The organism is Aliarcobacter cryaerophilus ATCC 43158 (assembly GCF_003660105.1).
GTDB classification, from domain to species: domain Bacteria; phylum Campylobacterota; class Campylobacteria; order Campylobacterales; family Arcobacteraceae; genus Aliarcobacter; species Aliarcobacter cryaerophilus.
The window spans coordinates 598,373-615,022 of record NZ_CP032823.1 but is presented as its reverse complement, the minus strand read 5'-3'; the positions used below and the strand labels follow the sequence as shown (position 1 = coordinate 615,022).

The 16,650-nt window shown below is 27.4% G+C and carries 16 protein-coding genes; 9 read left to right on the top strand and 7 right to left on the bottom strand.

Annotation, left to right across the window (positions count from 1 at the left end; all coding sequences use genetic code 11):
• Positions 1–36: 36 nt before the first annotated feature.
• The gene (gene argH, locus ACRYA_RS03045) at positions 37–1,428 is read right to left on the bottom strand and encodes an argininosuccinate lyase (RefSeq protein ID WP_105916408.1); all 1,392 of its coding nucleotides are present in this window, start codon (positions 1,426–1,428) and stop codon (positions 37–39) included.
• A gap of 76 nt (positions 1,429–1,504) precedes the next feature.
• On the opposite strand from argH, the gene ACRYA_RS03040 reads away from it, so the two are divergent.
• Positions 1,505–2,755 carry a GGDEF domain-containing protein gene (locus ACRYA_RS03040; protein WP_105916409.1) on the top strand — a complete coding sequence of 417 codons (1,251 nt, stop codon included), beginning with the start codon at positions 1,505–1,507 and terminating at the stop codon, positions 2,753–2,755.
• Positions 2,756–2,772: 17 nt separating this feature from the next.
• Here the strand turns inward: ACRYA_RS03040 and ACRYA_RS03035 are convergent, their stop codons facing one another.
• Together ACRYA_RS03035 and ACRYA_RS03030 are read right to left on the bottom strand one after the other, a co-directional pair.
• On the bottom strand, positions 2,773–3,396 hold the full coding sequence (locus ACRYA_RS03035; RefSeq protein ID WP_105916410.1) for a CBS domain-containing protein: 624 nt from the start codon (positions 3,394–3,396) through the stop codon (positions 2,773–2,775).
• A gap of 53 nt (positions 3,397–3,449) precedes the next feature.
• Positions 3,450–4,382 (bottom strand): NifU family protein, encoded by a 933-nt coding sequence (locus ACRYA_RS03030; protein ID WP_105916411.1) that lies wholly within the window; start codon positions 4,380–4,382, stop codon positions 3,450–3,452.
• A 239-nt stretch (positions 4,383–4,621) separates the two neighbouring features.
• Here ACRYA_RS03030 and sufB point away from each other — a divergent pair, with 239 nt between their 5' ends.
• The 8 genes from sufB to ACRYA_RS02990 all read left to right on the top strand — a co-directional run bounded on the left by sufB (position 4,622) and on the right by ACRYA_RS02990 (position 12,447).
• Positions 4,622–6,058: a Fe-S cluster assembly protein SufB gene (gene sufB / locus ACRYA_RS03025; RefSeq protein ID WP_105916412.1), complete on the top strand. Its 1,437-nt coding sequence runs from the start codon at positions 4,622–4,624 to the stop codon at positions 6,056–6,058.
• A 2-nt stretch (positions 6,059–6,060) separates the two neighbouring features.
• Positions 6,061–6,834 (top strand): Fe-S cluster assembly ATPase SufC, encoded by a 774-nt coding sequence (gene sufC, locus ACRYA_RS03020; RefSeq protein ID WP_105916413.1) that lies wholly within the window; start codon positions 6,061–6,063, stop codon positions 6,832–6,834.
• Complete coding sequence (locus ACRYA_RS03015; protein ID WP_105916414.1) at positions 6,821–7,849, top strand: SufD family Fe-S cluster assembly protein; 1,029 nt, start codon at positions 6,821–6,823, stop codon at positions 7,847–7,849. Before sufC ends, ACRYA_RS03015 begins: the two co-directional genes overlap by 14 nt.
• A gap of 1 nt (position 7,850) precedes the next feature.
• A complete protein-coding gene (locus ACRYA_RS03010) occupies positions 7,851–9,038 on the top strand; it encodes an aminotransferase class V-fold PLP-dependent enzyme (RefSeq protein WP_105916415.1) in 1,188 nt (395 codons plus the stop codon).
• 2 nt (positions 9,039–9,040) lie between these two features.
• Positions 9,041–9,448, top strand: a complete 408-nt coding sequence (locus ACRYA_RS03005; RefSeq protein ID WP_105916416.1) for a SufE family protein — start codon at positions 9,041–9,043, stop codon at positions 9,446–9,448.
• 15 nt (positions 9,449–9,463) lie between these two features.
• Complete coding sequence (locus ACRYA_RS03000; protein WP_105916417.1) at positions 9,464–9,814, top strand: metal-sulfur cluster assembly factor; 351 nt, start codon at positions 9,464–9,466, stop codon at positions 9,812–9,814.
• Positions 9,815–9,976: 162 nt separating this feature from the next.
• Positions 9,977–11,428 (top strand): acetyl-CoA carboxylase biotin carboxylase subunit, encoded by a 1,452-nt coding sequence (locus ACRYA_RS02995; protein ID WP_105916418.1) that lies wholly within the window; start codon positions 9,977–9,979, stop codon positions 11,426–11,428.
• A gap of 95 nt (positions 11,429–11,523) precedes the next feature.
• Positions 11,524–12,447, top strand: coding sequence for an AEC family transporter (locus tag ACRYA_RS02990; RefSeq protein ID WP_105916419.1), 924 nt, complete (start codon positions 11,524–11,526; stop codon positions 12,445–12,447).
• On the opposite strand, the gene ACRYA_RS02985 is transcribed toward ACRYA_RS02990, so the two are convergent.
• The 4 genes from ACRYA_RS02985 to lon all read right to left on the bottom strand — a co-directional run bounded on the left by ACRYA_RS02985 (position 12,444) and on the right by lon (position 16,633).
• Positions 12,444–13,319 carry a DMT family transporter gene (locus tag ACRYA_RS02985; RefSeq protein ID WP_105916420.1) on the bottom strand — a complete coding sequence of 292 codons (876 nt, stop codon included), beginning with the start codon at positions 13,317–13,319 and terminating at the stop codon, positions 12,444–12,446. The genes ACRYA_RS02990 and ACRYA_RS02985 overlap by 4 nt on opposite strands.
• 39 nt (positions 13,320–13,358) lie before the next feature.
• A complete protein-coding gene (locus ACRYA_RS02980) occupies positions 13,359–13,580 on the bottom strand; it encodes a DUF2798 domain-containing protein (protein ID WP_105916421.1) in 222 nt (73 codons plus the stop codon).
• A gap of 72 nt (positions 13,581–13,652) precedes the next feature.
• Positions 13,653–14,216 carry a rhomboid family intramembrane serine protease gene (locus ACRYA_RS02975; RefSeq protein WP_105916422.1) on the bottom strand — a complete coding sequence of 188 codons (564 nt, stop codon included), beginning with the start codon at positions 14,214–14,216 and terminating at the stop codon, positions 13,653–13,655.
• Positions 14,216–16,633 (bottom strand): endopeptidase La, encoded by a 2,418-nt coding sequence (gene lon, locus ACRYA_RS02970; protein WP_105916423.1) that lies wholly within the window; start codon positions 16,631–16,633, stop codon positions 14,216–14,218. Before lon ends, ACRYA_RS02975 begins: the two co-directional genes overlap by 1 nt.
• Positions 16,634–16,650: the final 17 nt, after the last annotated feature.

Sequence of the window (16,650 nt, the reverse complement as noted above, 5' to 3'; positions counted from 1 at the left end):
ATAAAAAGTGTAGTCTTAATTAACTACACTTTTTTATCAAACTTTTGATAACCACTCTTTAAAATAATCAATTTGAAATTTCGTCTGCTTTGTAGATGTTCCACCAAATGAGTTTCTACTATTCATAGAGTTTTCTAAGCTTAAATAAGAAACTATCTCTTCATCTATATTTTCAAGCTCTTTTGTAGAACTTCTAATCTCAAATATATTTAACTGACTTATATCTTTGTTTAGACTATTTGCTTTTTGTACAACTTCTTTTGTAATATAGTAAGCTGTTCTAAATGGCATATTTTGCTTTGCAACTAAATAATCAGCCAAATCAGTAGCTGTTAAATGTCCTATTTTAGAAGCGTTTTCCATATTTTCTTCTTTTACAATCATAGTTTTTATAACTTCATTTAAAATATTAAGTGAGATTTCAATAGTTTCAACAGAATCAAAAACTCCCTCTTTATCCTCTTGAGTATCTTTGTTATATGCTAGTGGAAGTGATTTCATAATTGTTAAAAGTGAGATTAAATTTCCATAAACACGACCTGTTTTTCCTCTTAAAAGTTCTGGAACATCTGGATTTTTCTTTTGAGGCATAATTGAACTTGTTGTTGCATACTCATCACTCATTTGTATAAATCTAAACTCATAAGAACTCCATAAAACAAGTTCTTCTGAAATACGGCTAACATGCATCATTGATGTAGAAATATTAAATAGCAATTCCAAAGCAAAATCTCTATTTGAAACACTATCCATAGCATTTTGTGTTGGTGCAAAAAATCCTAAAAGTTCTGCTGTTTTAAATCTATCAATATTATGTGGAGTTCCTGCCATTGCAGCACTTCCAAGAGGTGAGTAATTATTTCTTATATATGAGCTCTCAAATCTTTCAAAATCTCTTTTAAACATATTTGCATATGCCATCATGTGAAAACCAAAATTAATTGGTTGGGCATGTTGCAAGTGTGTCATTCCAGGCATTATTGTTGATGTATGTTTTGAAGCAATTTCAACAAAAGTAGAGATTAACTCTTTTATTTGTAGTTGAATAGATTTTGTTTTTTCTTGCACATAAAGAGTAAAATCTGTACAAACTTGGTCATTTCTACTTCTTGCTGTATGAACTTTTTTTCCAGCTTCTCCAATAATTTGAGTAAGTCTATTTTCAACTGCCATATGAATATCTTCATACTCTAAAGAAAATTCAAATTTACCACTTTGTATCTCTTCTAAAACTTGTAAAAGACCTTTTTCTATACTTTTTTGTTCATCATTTGTAATAATATTTTGTAAAGCTAACATTTTAGAGTGTGCAATTGAGCCTTTTATATCTTGAGAATAGAGTTTTTTATCAAACATTATAGAAGCATTAAACAAATCAAGTAGCTTTGAATTTGTATTTTTTAAAATCTGATTATTTGTATTTGGCATAAAATTTTCCTTTAAAGATTAAGTATTTATTATATCATAAGTGATATAATAGTTACAAAAAATTTAAGGCACTTTTATGAATGAAAATCTAAAAGAGATTACAAAAAATACTTTAGAGAAATTAAGACAAAAGAACCTTCCAACGACCCCTGAAAACTACTTTTTAGAGTTTAAAGAACAAGCTAAGATTTTTAAAACTGAATATAGTGATGTAACAATACTAAATGAAGCATTAACAAATCTAACAAATGATGAAAAAAAAGTTCTACACACAGAGTCAATCTTTGAAATAATACCTATTTTATTAAAAAGAGCAAATAATGATGAATTAAAATCACTCATTGGTACTTTTAGTGATCTTTTGGCACCTTCAGTAAATTTTGAGCTAAAAGAAGAAATTGAAGATTTTATTCTTGATTGTCTTAAAAATCCAATAAATGTAACATCAAAAGAGTCTATATTAAAAATAAAAAACTTTGCAAAAAATAGAATTGAAGCTGATAGAAGAGTTTTAAAAGAGAAAACAAACGATATTATAAAACTAACTTCTTTAATGAGTAGATATTATGATAAAACACTAAATGATAGCAATAGTTCAAATGAAGATATAAAAAAAATAAAAAAGGATTTAGAATCTTTAGAAATTTCTGATTTTTCACAAAGAGAGCTAACTGCGGTTCAAAAAAGATTGATTAATACTATTTACAAACTTGAGGACTCTTTACTTGAAAACAATAGAATTTTGTCCTCAAATATTGATAGATTTAAACAGTTAAATAAGCAAATTGAAGAGCTTGAAAGAGAGCTTCAAATGACAAAAGAGGATTATTTATTTGACTTTTTAACTTCTGTATTAAATAGAAGAGCTTATGAAGTTGAAGCAAAAAAGACTGAAAAACAATTCTTTATATTTGAAACAAATTTTGCAATTGTTTTTTTTGATATTGACCACTTTAAAAAGATAAATGATAGTTATGGTCATGCTTGTGGTGATGAAATTTTAAAATCTTTTGCAAAAATCTTAAAAGAACTTACAAGAAAAGAAGATATTGTTGCTAGATATGGAGGAGAAGAGTTTGTTGCATTAATAAACTTTAGAGATAAAATAGAAGTAATAAGATACATAAAAAGAGTAAAAAATGCTTTTTTAAATAGTACTTTTATATACAAAGAGAATAAAATAAATATTGCTTTTTCAGCTGGTGTTACTTTTAGAAATAATTACAACTGTATTGCAGATGCACAAACAAAAGCAGATGAACTACTTTATGAAGCAAAAAATCAAGGTAGAGATAAAGTTATTTTTGATGATGGAACAGTTTTATAAATAAAAAGTTATATCTTTCAAGACCAAAGCTGAAGCTTTGGTAAATTTGCAACGGCTTTTAAAATATCTGTTTTTGATATAATTCCCATCAAAATATCACTATCATCAACTATTGGAATTGCATCTAGCTTTAAATCTAACATTACTTTAACAACATCTCTAACATCTGAATCTGGATCAGCTGTTAAAACTTCTGGTAAATAAACATCATCGATTTTTCTTTTTAAAATAGTTTGTGTATCATCTAAATGATTCATAAGTAAAGTTAAAATTATTTTTTTGTTTACAATACCAATTATCTTTTTTCCAAAGCCAGTAATTGGGACTTGTGATACTTTTTTTTCTTTTATTAAATAGTATATATCTTCAATTGTAGAGTCATTTCTAGCATATATCACATCATGTGTCATAATATCTCTTGCTTTATAAACTGGTTCAAGATTATCTAAAGTTGCAACTTTTTTATAAGAGTTTAAAAATTGATCTTTTTTCTCTTTATTTAATTCATTTGAAAAATTTTGAATCAATCCCTCTTTTGGCTCAAACCTAGCAGATTCTAATTCCTCAACATTTTTCAAAGCATATAAATTGTCACTTGTACTTCTAAATCCTACTGTTCCATTATTGTATATAGCAAACATCAATATTCCTAAAAAAGTTTATTTTATTGTATCAAAATAACTAATCTTTTATCTTAAATTGGTAAAACTCTAATATTTTCATTTACTTTACTTTGTAAAATAGACTCAATAGCATATAAAGTTCCCATACTTCCAGAACTACACCCACTACAAGCACCTAAATATCTAATATATAAATCATGATGTGGTGGTGATTCTACAATATCTAAAATTTCCATATTCCCACCGTCCATAACAAGCATTGGTCTTATATCATCATCTAAAACATCTTCTATCAACTCTATTTTTTGCTCTTTTGTCATAGCTTCAAAACTTGTATTAATATACGATGGTTCATCTTTTTGTTTTTCATCTTCTATTTGAGCTCTGGTTTGTTCCAAAATATCACTTAAATATATCTCTTTTTCTTCAAGTCCACCCTCTTTTTGACAAGATTTACAAAATATTCCAGCTTTTGTAACATTTCCAATATCCTCAATAGTTAGTAAATCAAGATTTCTAATAGCATCTTTTATAGTTTTTAAGTTTGTTCTTGCACAATCGCAAACAACATAATCATCATCAAAATCGTTCATATCTCTTTTTTCAAAATTTAATGCAACTTTTTTTAATATCACAAAATTTAAAAAACTATTATGTAACTCTTCAATACTAAGAGCTGGTATTTGTGGCTCATCTCTTAAAGCAAATTCAACATCAGTTTTAAACAAATTTGCTACTTTTTCAATACTCTTTCCAATACATAACTCAATCATCATATCGTTTAAAGCAACTATTAAACCAGTTGCAAATGATTTAAATTTTGCATTAAAAACTGTTTTATCTTTAGTAATAGCAAAATATACTCTTAAAGTATCATTTGCATTTGATTCAAAGTCTGCAACAACTAGTTTACAGCCCAAACTTTGTGCCTCTTGTTTTGTTATCTCTCCAAAATTCTTTGGATTGTTAACTCTTTCATCTATTTTTTTTGAATAATTTTTCATTTGTATTCCATACTTTATAATATTTTTTTATTTTTATAATAAATTTTCTTGTATTTTATTTAAAATAGGATAAATTTTATCTTAATTTTAAATGCGATTTAATAGGCAATAAATTACTTTTTTTACTAAATACTTTTACTTTATTAGTATTTATGTCTTTACATTATATACTTATTTTGATATTATTCAAATCGGACAATATTAGTCTTAATTAAACAAATAAATTTTATGGAGAAGTCATGAGTGAAAATCAACAAATACATGACATTATAAACACAGATTATAAATTAGGTTTTGAAACTTTGGTTCAAAGCGATACCTTTGCAAAAGGTTTAAATGAAGATGTTATAAGAGCAATTAGTGCAAAAAAAGATGAGCCTCAATTTTTACTAGATTTCAGGTTAAAAGCATATGAAAAATGGTTAAAAATGGAAGAGCCAACATGGACAAATTTACAATATCCAAAAATAGATTATCAAGATTATGCATACTATTCAGCACCAAAAAAGGCTTTAAACTCTTTAGATGAAGTTGATCCTGAGATTTTGAAAACTTATGAAAAACTTGGAATTCCACTTGAAGAACAAAAAATGCTTGCTGGTGTTGCAGTTGATGCTGTTTTTGATTCAGTTTCAATAAAAACTACATATCAAGATGAACTTGAAAAACTAGGAATTATATTTTGCTCAATTAGCGAAGCAGCACATAGATTTCCAGAACTTGTAAAAGAGTATTTAGCAAGCGTTGTTCCTGTAACTGATAACTATTTTGCTTGTTTAAATAGTGCTGTTTTTACAGATGGAAGTTTTGTTTATATTCCAAAAAATACAAGATGCCCAATGGAGCTTTCAACATATTTTAGAATAAATGCTTTAAATACAGGACAGTTTGAAAGAACTTTAATAATTTGTGATGAAGGAAGCTATGTTTCATACAATGAAGGATGTTCAGCTCCAAGCAGGGATGATAGACAACTTCATGCAGCAGTTGTTGAATTAGTTGCACTTAAAAATGCTCATATAAAATATTCAACTATTCAAAACTGGTATCCAGGAGATGAAACTGGAAAAGGTGGAATCTTAAATTTTGTTACGAAAAGAGCCTTATGTAAAGGTGATAACTCAAAAGTATCTTGGACGCAAGTAGAAACTGGTTCAAGTATCACTTGGAAATATCCATCTTGTGTGCTTCAAGGTGATAATAGTGTAGGAGAGTTTTACTCTGTTGCCTTAACATCAAGAGCACAACAAGCAGATACTGGTACAAAAATGATACATTTGGGTAAAAATACAAAATCAACAATTATATCAAAAGGTATCTCTGCTATGAAAGGTATAAATGCCTATAGAGGATTAGTTAGAGTTGGTAAAAATGCTATAAACGCAAGAAATATCTCTGAGTGTGATTCTCTTTTGATTGGTCATAAATGTCAAGCACATACATATCCATATCATGAGATTAGAAATAGTAGTGCGAACATAGAACACGAAGCAACAACTTCAAAAATTTCAGATGAACAACTATTTTATTTAAATCAAAGAGGAATAGATGAAGAAGATGCAATTGCTATGATTGTAAATGGTTTTTGTAAAGAGGTTTTAAAAGAACTACCAATGGAGTTTGCTGCTGAAGCAAAAGAGTTATTAAATATTTCATTAGAAGGAAGTGTGGGTTAATTATGAGTACAAAAAATACATTATTAAAAATTGAAGATTTAAAAGTTAGTATAAATGAGAATGAGATTTTAAAAGGATTAAATTTAGAGATTAAAGAAGGTGAAATTCATGCACTTATGGGTGTAAATGGAGCTGGAAAATCTACTTTAGTTAAAACACTTGCAGCTCATTATGACTGTGAAGTCGTAAGCGGAAAAGTTACATTTAAAAAGAAAGATTTACTACAAATGGATGTAACAACAAGAGCAAATGAAGGTATTTTTATGAGTTTTCAAAGCCCTGTTGAAGTTGCTGGAGTAAACAATAGCTACTTTTTAAGAACTGCTATGAACGCAAAAAGAGCATATGAAGGTAAAGATGAACTAGATGCAATGGAGTTTTTAAAACTTGTAAAAGAAGAGACAAATAAATTTGATATTGATAGAAAACTATTACAAAGAGATTTAAATGATGGATTTAGTGGTGGAGAGAAAAAAAGAAATGAACTTGTACAACTTCTAATGTTAAATCCAGATTTAATAATGCTAGATGAGATAGATAGTGGACTTGATGTTGATGCTATCAAAATTGTTGCAAATGTTATAAACTCAATGCTTGATGGTAAAAAATCTATTTTAATGATAACTCACTATGACAGACTTTTAGAGCTTATAAAACCAGATTTTGTACATATTTTAAGTGATGGGAAAATAGCTAAAACTGGAGATTATAGTTTAGCTTTAGAACTAGATGAGAAAGGTTTTGAAGCATTAGGAATAAATAATGCAAATAGCTAATCTAAATATAAATCTTCCACAAAAAAAAGAAGAAGAGTTTTTAAAAATAGATTTTACTTCACTTTTTGATTTTGATTTTAAAGAGCATAAAACTTTAGATTTTGCTCTTGATTTAGAATCTATAAAAGATGATGAAATTTACGATTCAAAACTATTTTCTATAGCAAATAGTTTTGATAACAATAAAAAGGTTTTAACAATATCAAAAGATTTAGAAAAGCCTTTAATTATTATAAATAATACAAAAAATAGTGAAATTTTATATACAAATAATCTTTTAATAAATGTAAAATCTGGAGTAAAAGCAACTATTATTGAAATTTTTACTTCTAGCTTAAACAATTCAACAATTTTAGCAAATAGAACAATAGAAGTTGAAAAAAATGGCTCTTTAGAATACGTAAAAATTCAAGATATGAGTCTTTCTAACTCTTTAATTTTCGCTTGTAAAGTAAAACAAGATGATAAATCAAATTTAGAAATATCAAACTTTGAGTTTGGAGATGGATTTTGTGTAAATAGTTTTGAAAATAAAATTGATAGTTTAGAAGTAAACTATGAGTTAAATGGTTTAAATAAACTAAGAAATAGTGCAAATATATCAACTTTGGTAAAAACAACTCACAACAATCAAAGCTCAAGAAGTAATATAAATTATAAAAATTCACTTCTTAACAAAAGCCGAGCAGTTGTAAAAATAAGATCAATAGTTACACAAACTGGACTTTATTCAAAAGCTTTCCAAAACTGTAACTCAATACTTCTAAGTGATGATGCAGTTATTTTTGCTCAACCATTTCTTGAAATATTTATAGATGAACTTGAAGCTAGTCATGGAACAACAACAGGAACTTTAAATAAAGAGCAACTTTTATATCTTCAAGCAAGAGGAATAAGCAAAGAGAAATCATATGAAATGTTACTTGAAGCTTTTGAAAACTCAATAAAAAATAATATCAAAGATGAAAAAATAAAAGAGTTCTTAGAAGAGTATAAAAAAGAGAGTTTTATTTAATATGTATAAAAAAGATTTTCCATACTTTACAAATTCAAAAACTGTATATTTGGATAGTGGAGCTACAACTCAAAAACCACAAAGTGTAATTGATGCAACAGTTGAATACTACACAAAATATTGTTCAAATACTCATAGAAGTAGTTTCGGAGATGCAAATAAAGCCACAACTGAGTTTGAAAATACAAGAGAAGTTTTACAAAAATTTATAAATGCGAAAAAAAAAGAGGAGATAATTTTTACAAAAGGGGTAACTGAAAGTATAAATTTCATAGCTTCATCTTTTGCATATATGTTTAAAACAATTATTATCTCTAGCCTTGAACATCATGCAAATATTGTACCTTGGCATATGCAAGGAAGATTCTTAAACTCTGGACTTGAAGTTGTAAATTGTACTCTTAACTTAGATTTTGATTTTAATCATTTTGAAGAGATTTTAAAAAAGAACCCAAACTCTTTTGTAAGTGTTGCTCATGTTACAAATGCTTTTGGAAAAGTTCATGATATAAAAAAAATAATCTCTTTAGCTCATGATTATGGATGTGTTGTCCTAATTGATGGAGCTCAAAGTTTAAGTAGTTTTAAAATAGATGTACAAGAACTTGATTGTGATTTTTTTGCAATCTCAGGACATAAAACTTTTGGTCCAACAGGAGTTGGAGCTATTTATATAAAAGAGAAGTTTTTTGAAAGTGTAAAACCTTATCAAACAGGGGGAGCTGTTATAAACAGTGTTGATTTTAAAGAGGGAACTACTTTTTTGAACTCTCCATATAAGTTTGAAGCAGGAACACAAAATATTGCTGGAGTTATAGCTTTTAAAGAGGCATTAAAATATATTGAAAATATTGGATATGAAGAAATATCAAAGAAAAAAAATGAGCTTTTGAAATATCTAGATGATGAGTTAAAAAAATTTCCTGATATAATTTTTTATAATGATTTAAAAGATTGTAGTGGAACTCGAAGCTTTAATTTTAAAGGTATTATGCATGATGATATTTCAATACTTCTTGATAAATTACAAGTTGCCCTTAGAGTTGGGCATCACTGTGCTCAACCAATTATGAAAAAACTTGGAATAAAAGGAACTATTAGAGTAAGCCTTGCACTTTACAATGATTTTGAAGATATAAATAAGCTTATTGTTGCACTAAAAAAAGCATTAAGTATGTTGAAGGATTAAAAATGAGTATAGAAAAAAGATTAGAGATTATAAAAGAGGATTTAGAATTTTTTGATGAAGAGTTAGCAAAATATGAATATATTATTGATTTAGGTAAAAAACTACCATCTTTTGATGAGAAAAACCAAATTCCTGAAAATTTAGTTCATGGTTGTACTTCGCAAGTTTGGTTAATTTGTGAGAAAAAAGATGATAAGCTCTTTTTTTATGGAACAAGTGATGCGATAATTGTAAAAGGTTTGGTTTACATTATTTTAGAGATTTTCTCAAACTCTACAATAGAAGAGTTAAAAAATGTTGATATGGATATAGTAAGAGAACTAGGACTAAGCGAAGTTATAACTCCAAATAGACAAAGTGGAGTTATTGGAATGATTAAAAAAATAAAAGAGTATGCTTTAAAAGCTTAAGCAAAAGGATAAATTATGAGTGGAAATTTTAATAAAGATGCAATAAAAGAGAAAATTATAGAGAATTTAAAAAAAGTTTATGACCCTGAAATCCCTGTGGATATTTATAGTTTAGGGCTAATTTACAATATAGAACTAGAAGAGAGAGAAAACTATCTGTTTTGTGAAATAGATATGACTCTTACAAGCCCAGCTTGCCCAGTTGCTGATAGTCTGCTTGAGCAAGTAAGATATGTTGCTATGGCTGTTGATGAAGTTGATGAAGCAAAAGTAAATTTAGTTTTCGAACCTGTTTGGGAAATGCATATGATGAGTGAAGAGGCAAAAGAAGTTATGGGAGCTAGTGGAGCTGCTATTTCTTGGTAATATAAATTCACAATTAAATAAAAAATCTTTAGTTTTGTTAGCTAAAGATTTTTTTATTCAATAATATTAGCAATATCCAACTATTAAATTAACAAAAATTAAGAAGAATAAATCAAAAAAATACCCTAAAATCACGATATAAAATTTTAATAAGGTGAGTATATGAAAAAGATTAATAAAGTACTTATTGCAAATAGAGGAGAGATTGCACTACGAATAATAAGAGCCTGTAAAGAGCTTGAGATTAAAAGTGTTGCAATATTTTCTGAAGTAGATATTGAAGGTATTTGGGTAAGAAAAGCAGATGAGTGTTATCCAATTATGGGAGATGTTGTTCAAGCATATTTAGATTATGAAAAAATCATATCAATAGCTAAAAAATCTGATTGTGATGCTATTCACCCTGGATATGGATTTTTAAGTGAAAATGCTGATTTTGCTAGAGCTTGTGAAGAAAATGGACTTATCTTTATTGGTCCAAAACCAGAACATATAGAACTTTTTGGTGATAAAATGGCATCTAAAGTAGCTATGAAAAAAGTTGGTGTTCCAGTTCTTGAAGGTACTGATGAACCAATTACTGATATTGAAGAGGGTGCTAGAATTGCAAAAGAGATTGGTTTTCCTGTAATTATCAAAGCTGCATTTGGTGGTGGTGGAAGAGGAATGAGAATAGTAAGAGAAGAAAAAGAGTTCAAAGAACTATTTGAAAGTGCCTCAAATGAAGCAAAAAAATATTTTGGTCGAGGAGAAGCATTTATTGAAAAATATGTTGAAAATCCAAGACATATAGAAATTCAGGTTATTGCTGATAAATATGGAAATGTTTTGCACCTAGGTGAAAGAGATTGTTCTATTCAAAGAAGACACCAAAAAGTTATTGAAATTGCTCCATCACCACTATTAAACAATGAAGCTAGAAAAGAGTTATATAGAATTGCTACAAAAGCTATGTTCAAACTAGGATATGAAAGTGTTGGAACTGTTGAGTTCTTACTTGATCCAGATGACAACATCTACTTTATTGAGATGAATACAAGAGTTCAGGTTGAGCATCCTGTAACTGAAACTATTACTGGAGTTGATATTATTCAAAGAATGATTCAAATTGCAGAAGGTAGTAAAATGATTTTCTTACAAGAAGAGATTAATTTTAGAGGTTACTCTATTGAATTTAGAATAAATGCTGAAAATCCTCTAAAAGGATTTATGCCATCTGTTGGAACAGTTGAAAAGTATCTTACTCCAAATGGTCCAGGAGTTAGACTAGATTCTGCACTTTATACAGGATATAAAGTTCCACCAAATTATGATTCAATGGTTGGAAAACTAATCGTTTGGGCTTTAGACTGGGAAGGTTGTGTAAAAAAAGCAAAAAGAGCTTTAGATGAGTTCTATATTGAAGGTTTCCCAACAAATATTCCACTTCATAGAGAAATAGTTAGAGATCAAGATTTTAAAGATGGTAAATTTACAACAAATTACCTTGATAAAAAAATGGATATTTTTACTTTAAATAGTAAAGATAATATTCATGAAGAAGAGGGAAAAATTGAAAATCTTAAAAAATTAATAGCTACAATTAACTCAAAAAATATAGCAACAAGACACTAAAAACTTAAATATAGTAAGAAGTTTTAGCTTCTTGCTATATACATTTAAAGCTTCAATAATATATAATTCCAAAAATTAATTTTGAGGCTATTGTTTTGTCGATCTTTTTTACTCTATTAGGAAAAATAATCCCTTTATACATAAGTATTGTTTTAGGATTTTTAAGCACATATCTACTTAAATGCGATAAAGAAACTGTTGCAAAAATCTTACTTTTTTTATTATCTCCATTAATAATTTTTACAGCAACTATAAATATAAATTTAAGTGCTGCAACTTTATCTTTACCACTATTTTTCTTTATTTTTAGCTCAATTTTGAGTTTTACTCTTTTAGCATATTTTAAAAGAGTTTATAACGATAACAGTGCGAATTTACTAGCTTTTAGCACTTCAACAGGAAATACAGGGAATATAGGAATTCCACTTGCAATACTATTTTTAGAACCAAATATGGTTGATGTTTTTATATTTACTGTTTTAGCTTCACTTTTGTATCAAAATTCTGTTGGATACTATATTACTGCTAAAGGGAATTTTAGTGCAAAACAAAGCCTCTTAAAAATGCTTAAACTTCCAGTTTTATATGCTTTTATTTTAGGAGTTATATTTAATTTATGTGAGATAAAACTACCTGAGATATTTGTGAACTATAATGAATATATAAAAGGTGCTTATACTATTTTAGGTATGATGATTGTAGGAATGGGACTTGAAAAAGTTAGATTTGATAGCTCTTTTGATATAAAATTTATATCTTATGCTATGTTTATAAAATTTGTTGTGTGGCCTGTTTGTATATTAATCTTTATATTTATAGACAAAAACTATATTCAATTTTTAAATGATGGTTTATACACTGTCATGTTTTTATTTTCTATTGTACCACTTGCTGGAAATACCGTAACAGTAGCAACTTTATTAAATGTAAAACCACAAATTATGAGCGTGGCTTTGTTTATCTCAACTGTTATATCACTCTTTTATATTCCATTAGTTTTATATTTTTATATGAATTAAGTTTTTCTTTTTTTATATAAAGCTATAAAAATTCCTAAAAGTATAATAATAGTAGAAATAAAAAGTTCAAAAGTAAAAGTTTCATTAAGAAAAACAATACTTAAAACTATGGCTATTATTGGTACTATTAACTGAACTATACTTGCAGTCATAATCTGCATTTTTGGTAAAATTGCATACCAAATAAATACCCCAAAAGCAGTTGTTATTGAGCCTGAAAGAGTTGATAAAATAAAAGTATAAAAATCTATTTTAAGATTATTTCCAAAAAAGAAAAGATAAAAAATAACAAATATTATTGTAAAAATAAAAGCTTTAACAAAACTATCAGTTGCATTTAAAGTTGCATTGTTTGATTTTTTTCCAAGAACACTAAAAATTGCCCAACCAATTCCTGATAAAAACATCAAAAAAGTATGGAAGTATGATATTGCAAAATCACTTTTTGGATACAAAAGATATATTAATCCACCAAAAGCTATAGTTATTCCGATAATTTTATTTAAAGTTAATTTTTCATTTAAAAATAGAGCTAAAATAATCATAGATAATTGTACAACTGCAAATAAAATCAAAGTTCCAATACCAGCAGCCATATTTATATATGAGTATGAAAAACAAATTGCATATAAAAAAAACATAAATCCGCTAAGATAGTTAGTTTTTAAATCTATTTTTAGATTTTTATTTTTATAAAAGTATATAATTAAAAGAACAAACATAGCAGATATAATTCTTACAAAAGTAAAAGAAAAAGCATCAATATTTTGTGTGAAAATAGCCATTCTAGCTAAAATAGAATTTGAAGCAAAAAATAGTAAAACTATAAAAACTAATCCTATAAGTTTTAAATCAAAACTCAAAATTTTCATAGCTTACCTCTAAATTTAATTATATTTAAAATTTATCTACTATTTTATTACTTTTGCAACAACCCTTTTTACTAATGGCGCAACAACAGATATTATTGGAATTGCACAAACAGCTGCTTTAAAAAAAGCTTCCATCCACTTTAGGAAAAATCCATCAATAAATCCTAAATTTATAAATGAGATTATAAAGCTCATTATAAAACTCATAATTGTACCCATAATAACTGCAAAAACATATCTTTCGTACTTTTTATCTATCATTTTTAACCTTCATATAATACATCTATAAACTCATTTTATGCTATTTTAAAACATATCACTTTTATTTATTTTTTATCTATAAGATATTAAAGGGAAAAATCTTTTTTCAATAATTGCATATACAAAACCAATAAAAAGACCTATAAAGTGAGCATACCAAGCAATTGGAAGCCCTATTAAAAGAGGTGCAACTGAGATTAATAAAATCCAAGTTATTATTCCATTTCTTTGATACTTATCAAAGTATGCAATATAACCTAAAATAGCGCATATAGCACCACTAGCTCCAACTAAATTTACTTGAATATCAATATAAAAAATATATAAAAACGATAAAAGCGAAGTTAAAATACCTGTAAATAAATATAGTATTATAAATCTTTTTTTACCTCTAACTTTTTCTATAAAGTTTCCAAATTGCCATAAAACAAACATATTCATTCCAAGATGAGCAATTCCACCGTGAGAAAATATTGATGTAAGTGGTTGCCAATAAAATCCACCAACTAAAAAATATAGGTTTAATCCCATAAGAAGTGAGCCATTTTGTATATTTATTTGAATAATATAAGCTACAAGCGTGATAAAAATTATCACATTTGTAGCACTCAAATCTTTTTTAGATACAAAACTCATTAAAGTAGTGCCTCTTTTAAAACATCTTCGATTTTTTCTACTACTTTGATTTCTAAAGACTCTTTTACCTCTTGTGGAATATCATCCAAATCTCTCTCATAATTCTTTTTAGGGATTAAAACTTTTTTGATTTTTGCTTTATAAGCAGCTATTAGTTTCTCTTTTAAACCACCAATTGGAAGAACTTTTCCACTTAAAGTAAGCTCACCTGTCATTGCAACATCTGCTTTTATTTTTCTATTACTTAAAACTGAAGCCAAAGCCAAAGCCATTGTTATACCTGCACTTGGTCCATCTTTTGGTGTTGCACCTTCAGGAATATGTAAATGAATATCATATCTTTTATAAATTTCACTGCAATCAACTAACTCTTTTTCATCTTTTTCTTTAAAAGTTTTTGGAATATCTTTTTCATCTATTTTTAGAATTTTGTTGTCTATTAGATGTTTTACAACAGAATATGAGATAATTGAAGACTCTTTCATAACATCTCCTAAGTTTCCAGTTACTTTTAAGTCACCTTTTCCTTTTAGTTTTATTGCTTCTATTTTTAATATATCTCCACCAACAGCTGTCCAAGCCAAACCATTTGAAACTCCAACAACATCTATTTTATCGGCTGGTTCTATCTCAAAAATTGGATTATCTAAATATTCTTTTAAATCTTTTGTACCAATTGTTACTTTTGTAATAGTCTCATCTTCTAATATCTTTTTTACAACTTTTCTAAATATTTTAGAAAATACTCTTCGTAAATTTCGAACTCCTGCTTCTCTTGTATATTTTGCAATTATTAGCTCAATAGTTGCTTTATTTATACTAACCTCATCTTTTTTAAGTCCATGTTTTTCAAGTTCTTGAGGAATTAAATAATCTTTTGCAATATGATATTTTTCATTTGGAGTATAAGAATTTAGCTCTATAAACTCCATTCTATCTTTAAGTGGTGCTGGAATTTTTCTAATATCATTTGCAGTTGAAACAAAAATAACTTGTGACAAATCAACTGGAAAATTAAGATATAAATCTCTAAACTCATGGTTTTGTTCAGGGTCTAAAATTTCTAGCATAACAGCAGAAGGGTCACCTCTGTGGTTACTTCCTAATTTATCAATCTCATCAAGAACAATAACTGGATTCATTTTTTTTGCATCAATCAAACCTTTGATTAATCTTCCTGGCATTGCTCCAACATAAGTTCGTCTATGACCTCTTAATTCATTTACATCTTCCATTCCACCCAAAGCAACTCTTACAAGTGGTCTAGCAAGAGCTTTTGCTATTGAATTTGCTAGTGAAGTTTTACCAACTCCTGGAGGTCCTACAAAACAAAGAACTGTACCTTTTGCTTTTAAATCTTCAATATTTCTTTGTTCTAAAAGTTGTTTTACTGCAAAATACTCTGCTATTCTCTCTTTTGCTTTTTCTAAACAATAATGGTCTTTATTTAGTTGTTTCTCAACACTAGAAACTGAAAATTTAGAATTTGCAAACTCTCCAAAAGGAATATCCAAAACCATCTCAACATAAGTTTGAAGAAGTGAAGCATCTGGAGAGTCTGTATTCATTCGGCTTAGCTTTTCTACTTGCTTTTTTGTCTCTTTATAAGCTTCTTTACCCATAAAACACTTTTTCTCTTTTAACCTCTTTTTGAAAGATTTTATATCTTCCTCTTTTTGATTATCAGCTCCTAACTCTTTTTGAATAGCCTTAATTTGCTCTTTTAAAAAATAATCTTTATGACTTTTTTCTATTTTTGAATTTACTTTTTGAGTTATCTCTTTTTGTATTTTATATGACTCTATCTCATTTTTTACAATTTCAATAATACCTATAATTCTTTGTTCCAAATTCGTATTTGAAAAAATCTTATATGCTTCATCTTTTTTTATTTTTAAAACAGAAGATACCAAATCAGCAACTCTACTTGGTACATCGTTTTCTTCTATTGCTTTTATTAAATCGCTTGGGAATTTGTTATTTAGTCTTGATAATTTTTTGATATTGTCAATCAAAATATTTATTAATGATTTCAATTCAATATCATTTTGCGTCTCTTCAGCAAGAATATCAACAGTAGCAAATATACTAGAAGTTGGTTCAAAATCTATGATTTTTGCCTTTGAAACACCTTGAAAAAGAACTTTTACCTTACCATCTGGCAAAGATATTTTTCGCATAACATTTCCAACCACTCCAACATCATAAAAACTATCTTTTTCTCTAGAACCCTCTTTTCCTGCTTTAGAAACTGCTATCATAACAAGTTTATTGAACTCTATTGCATTTTCAACTGCTTTTATATTCTCTTGATTTTCTAAAAACAAAGGTGTAATCATAAATGGATATAAAAAAATCTCATCTTCTATAATCAATGGTATTGTTTGTGGAAAATTACCATAATTTTCTAATTGCATATCTTACTCTAACTCCC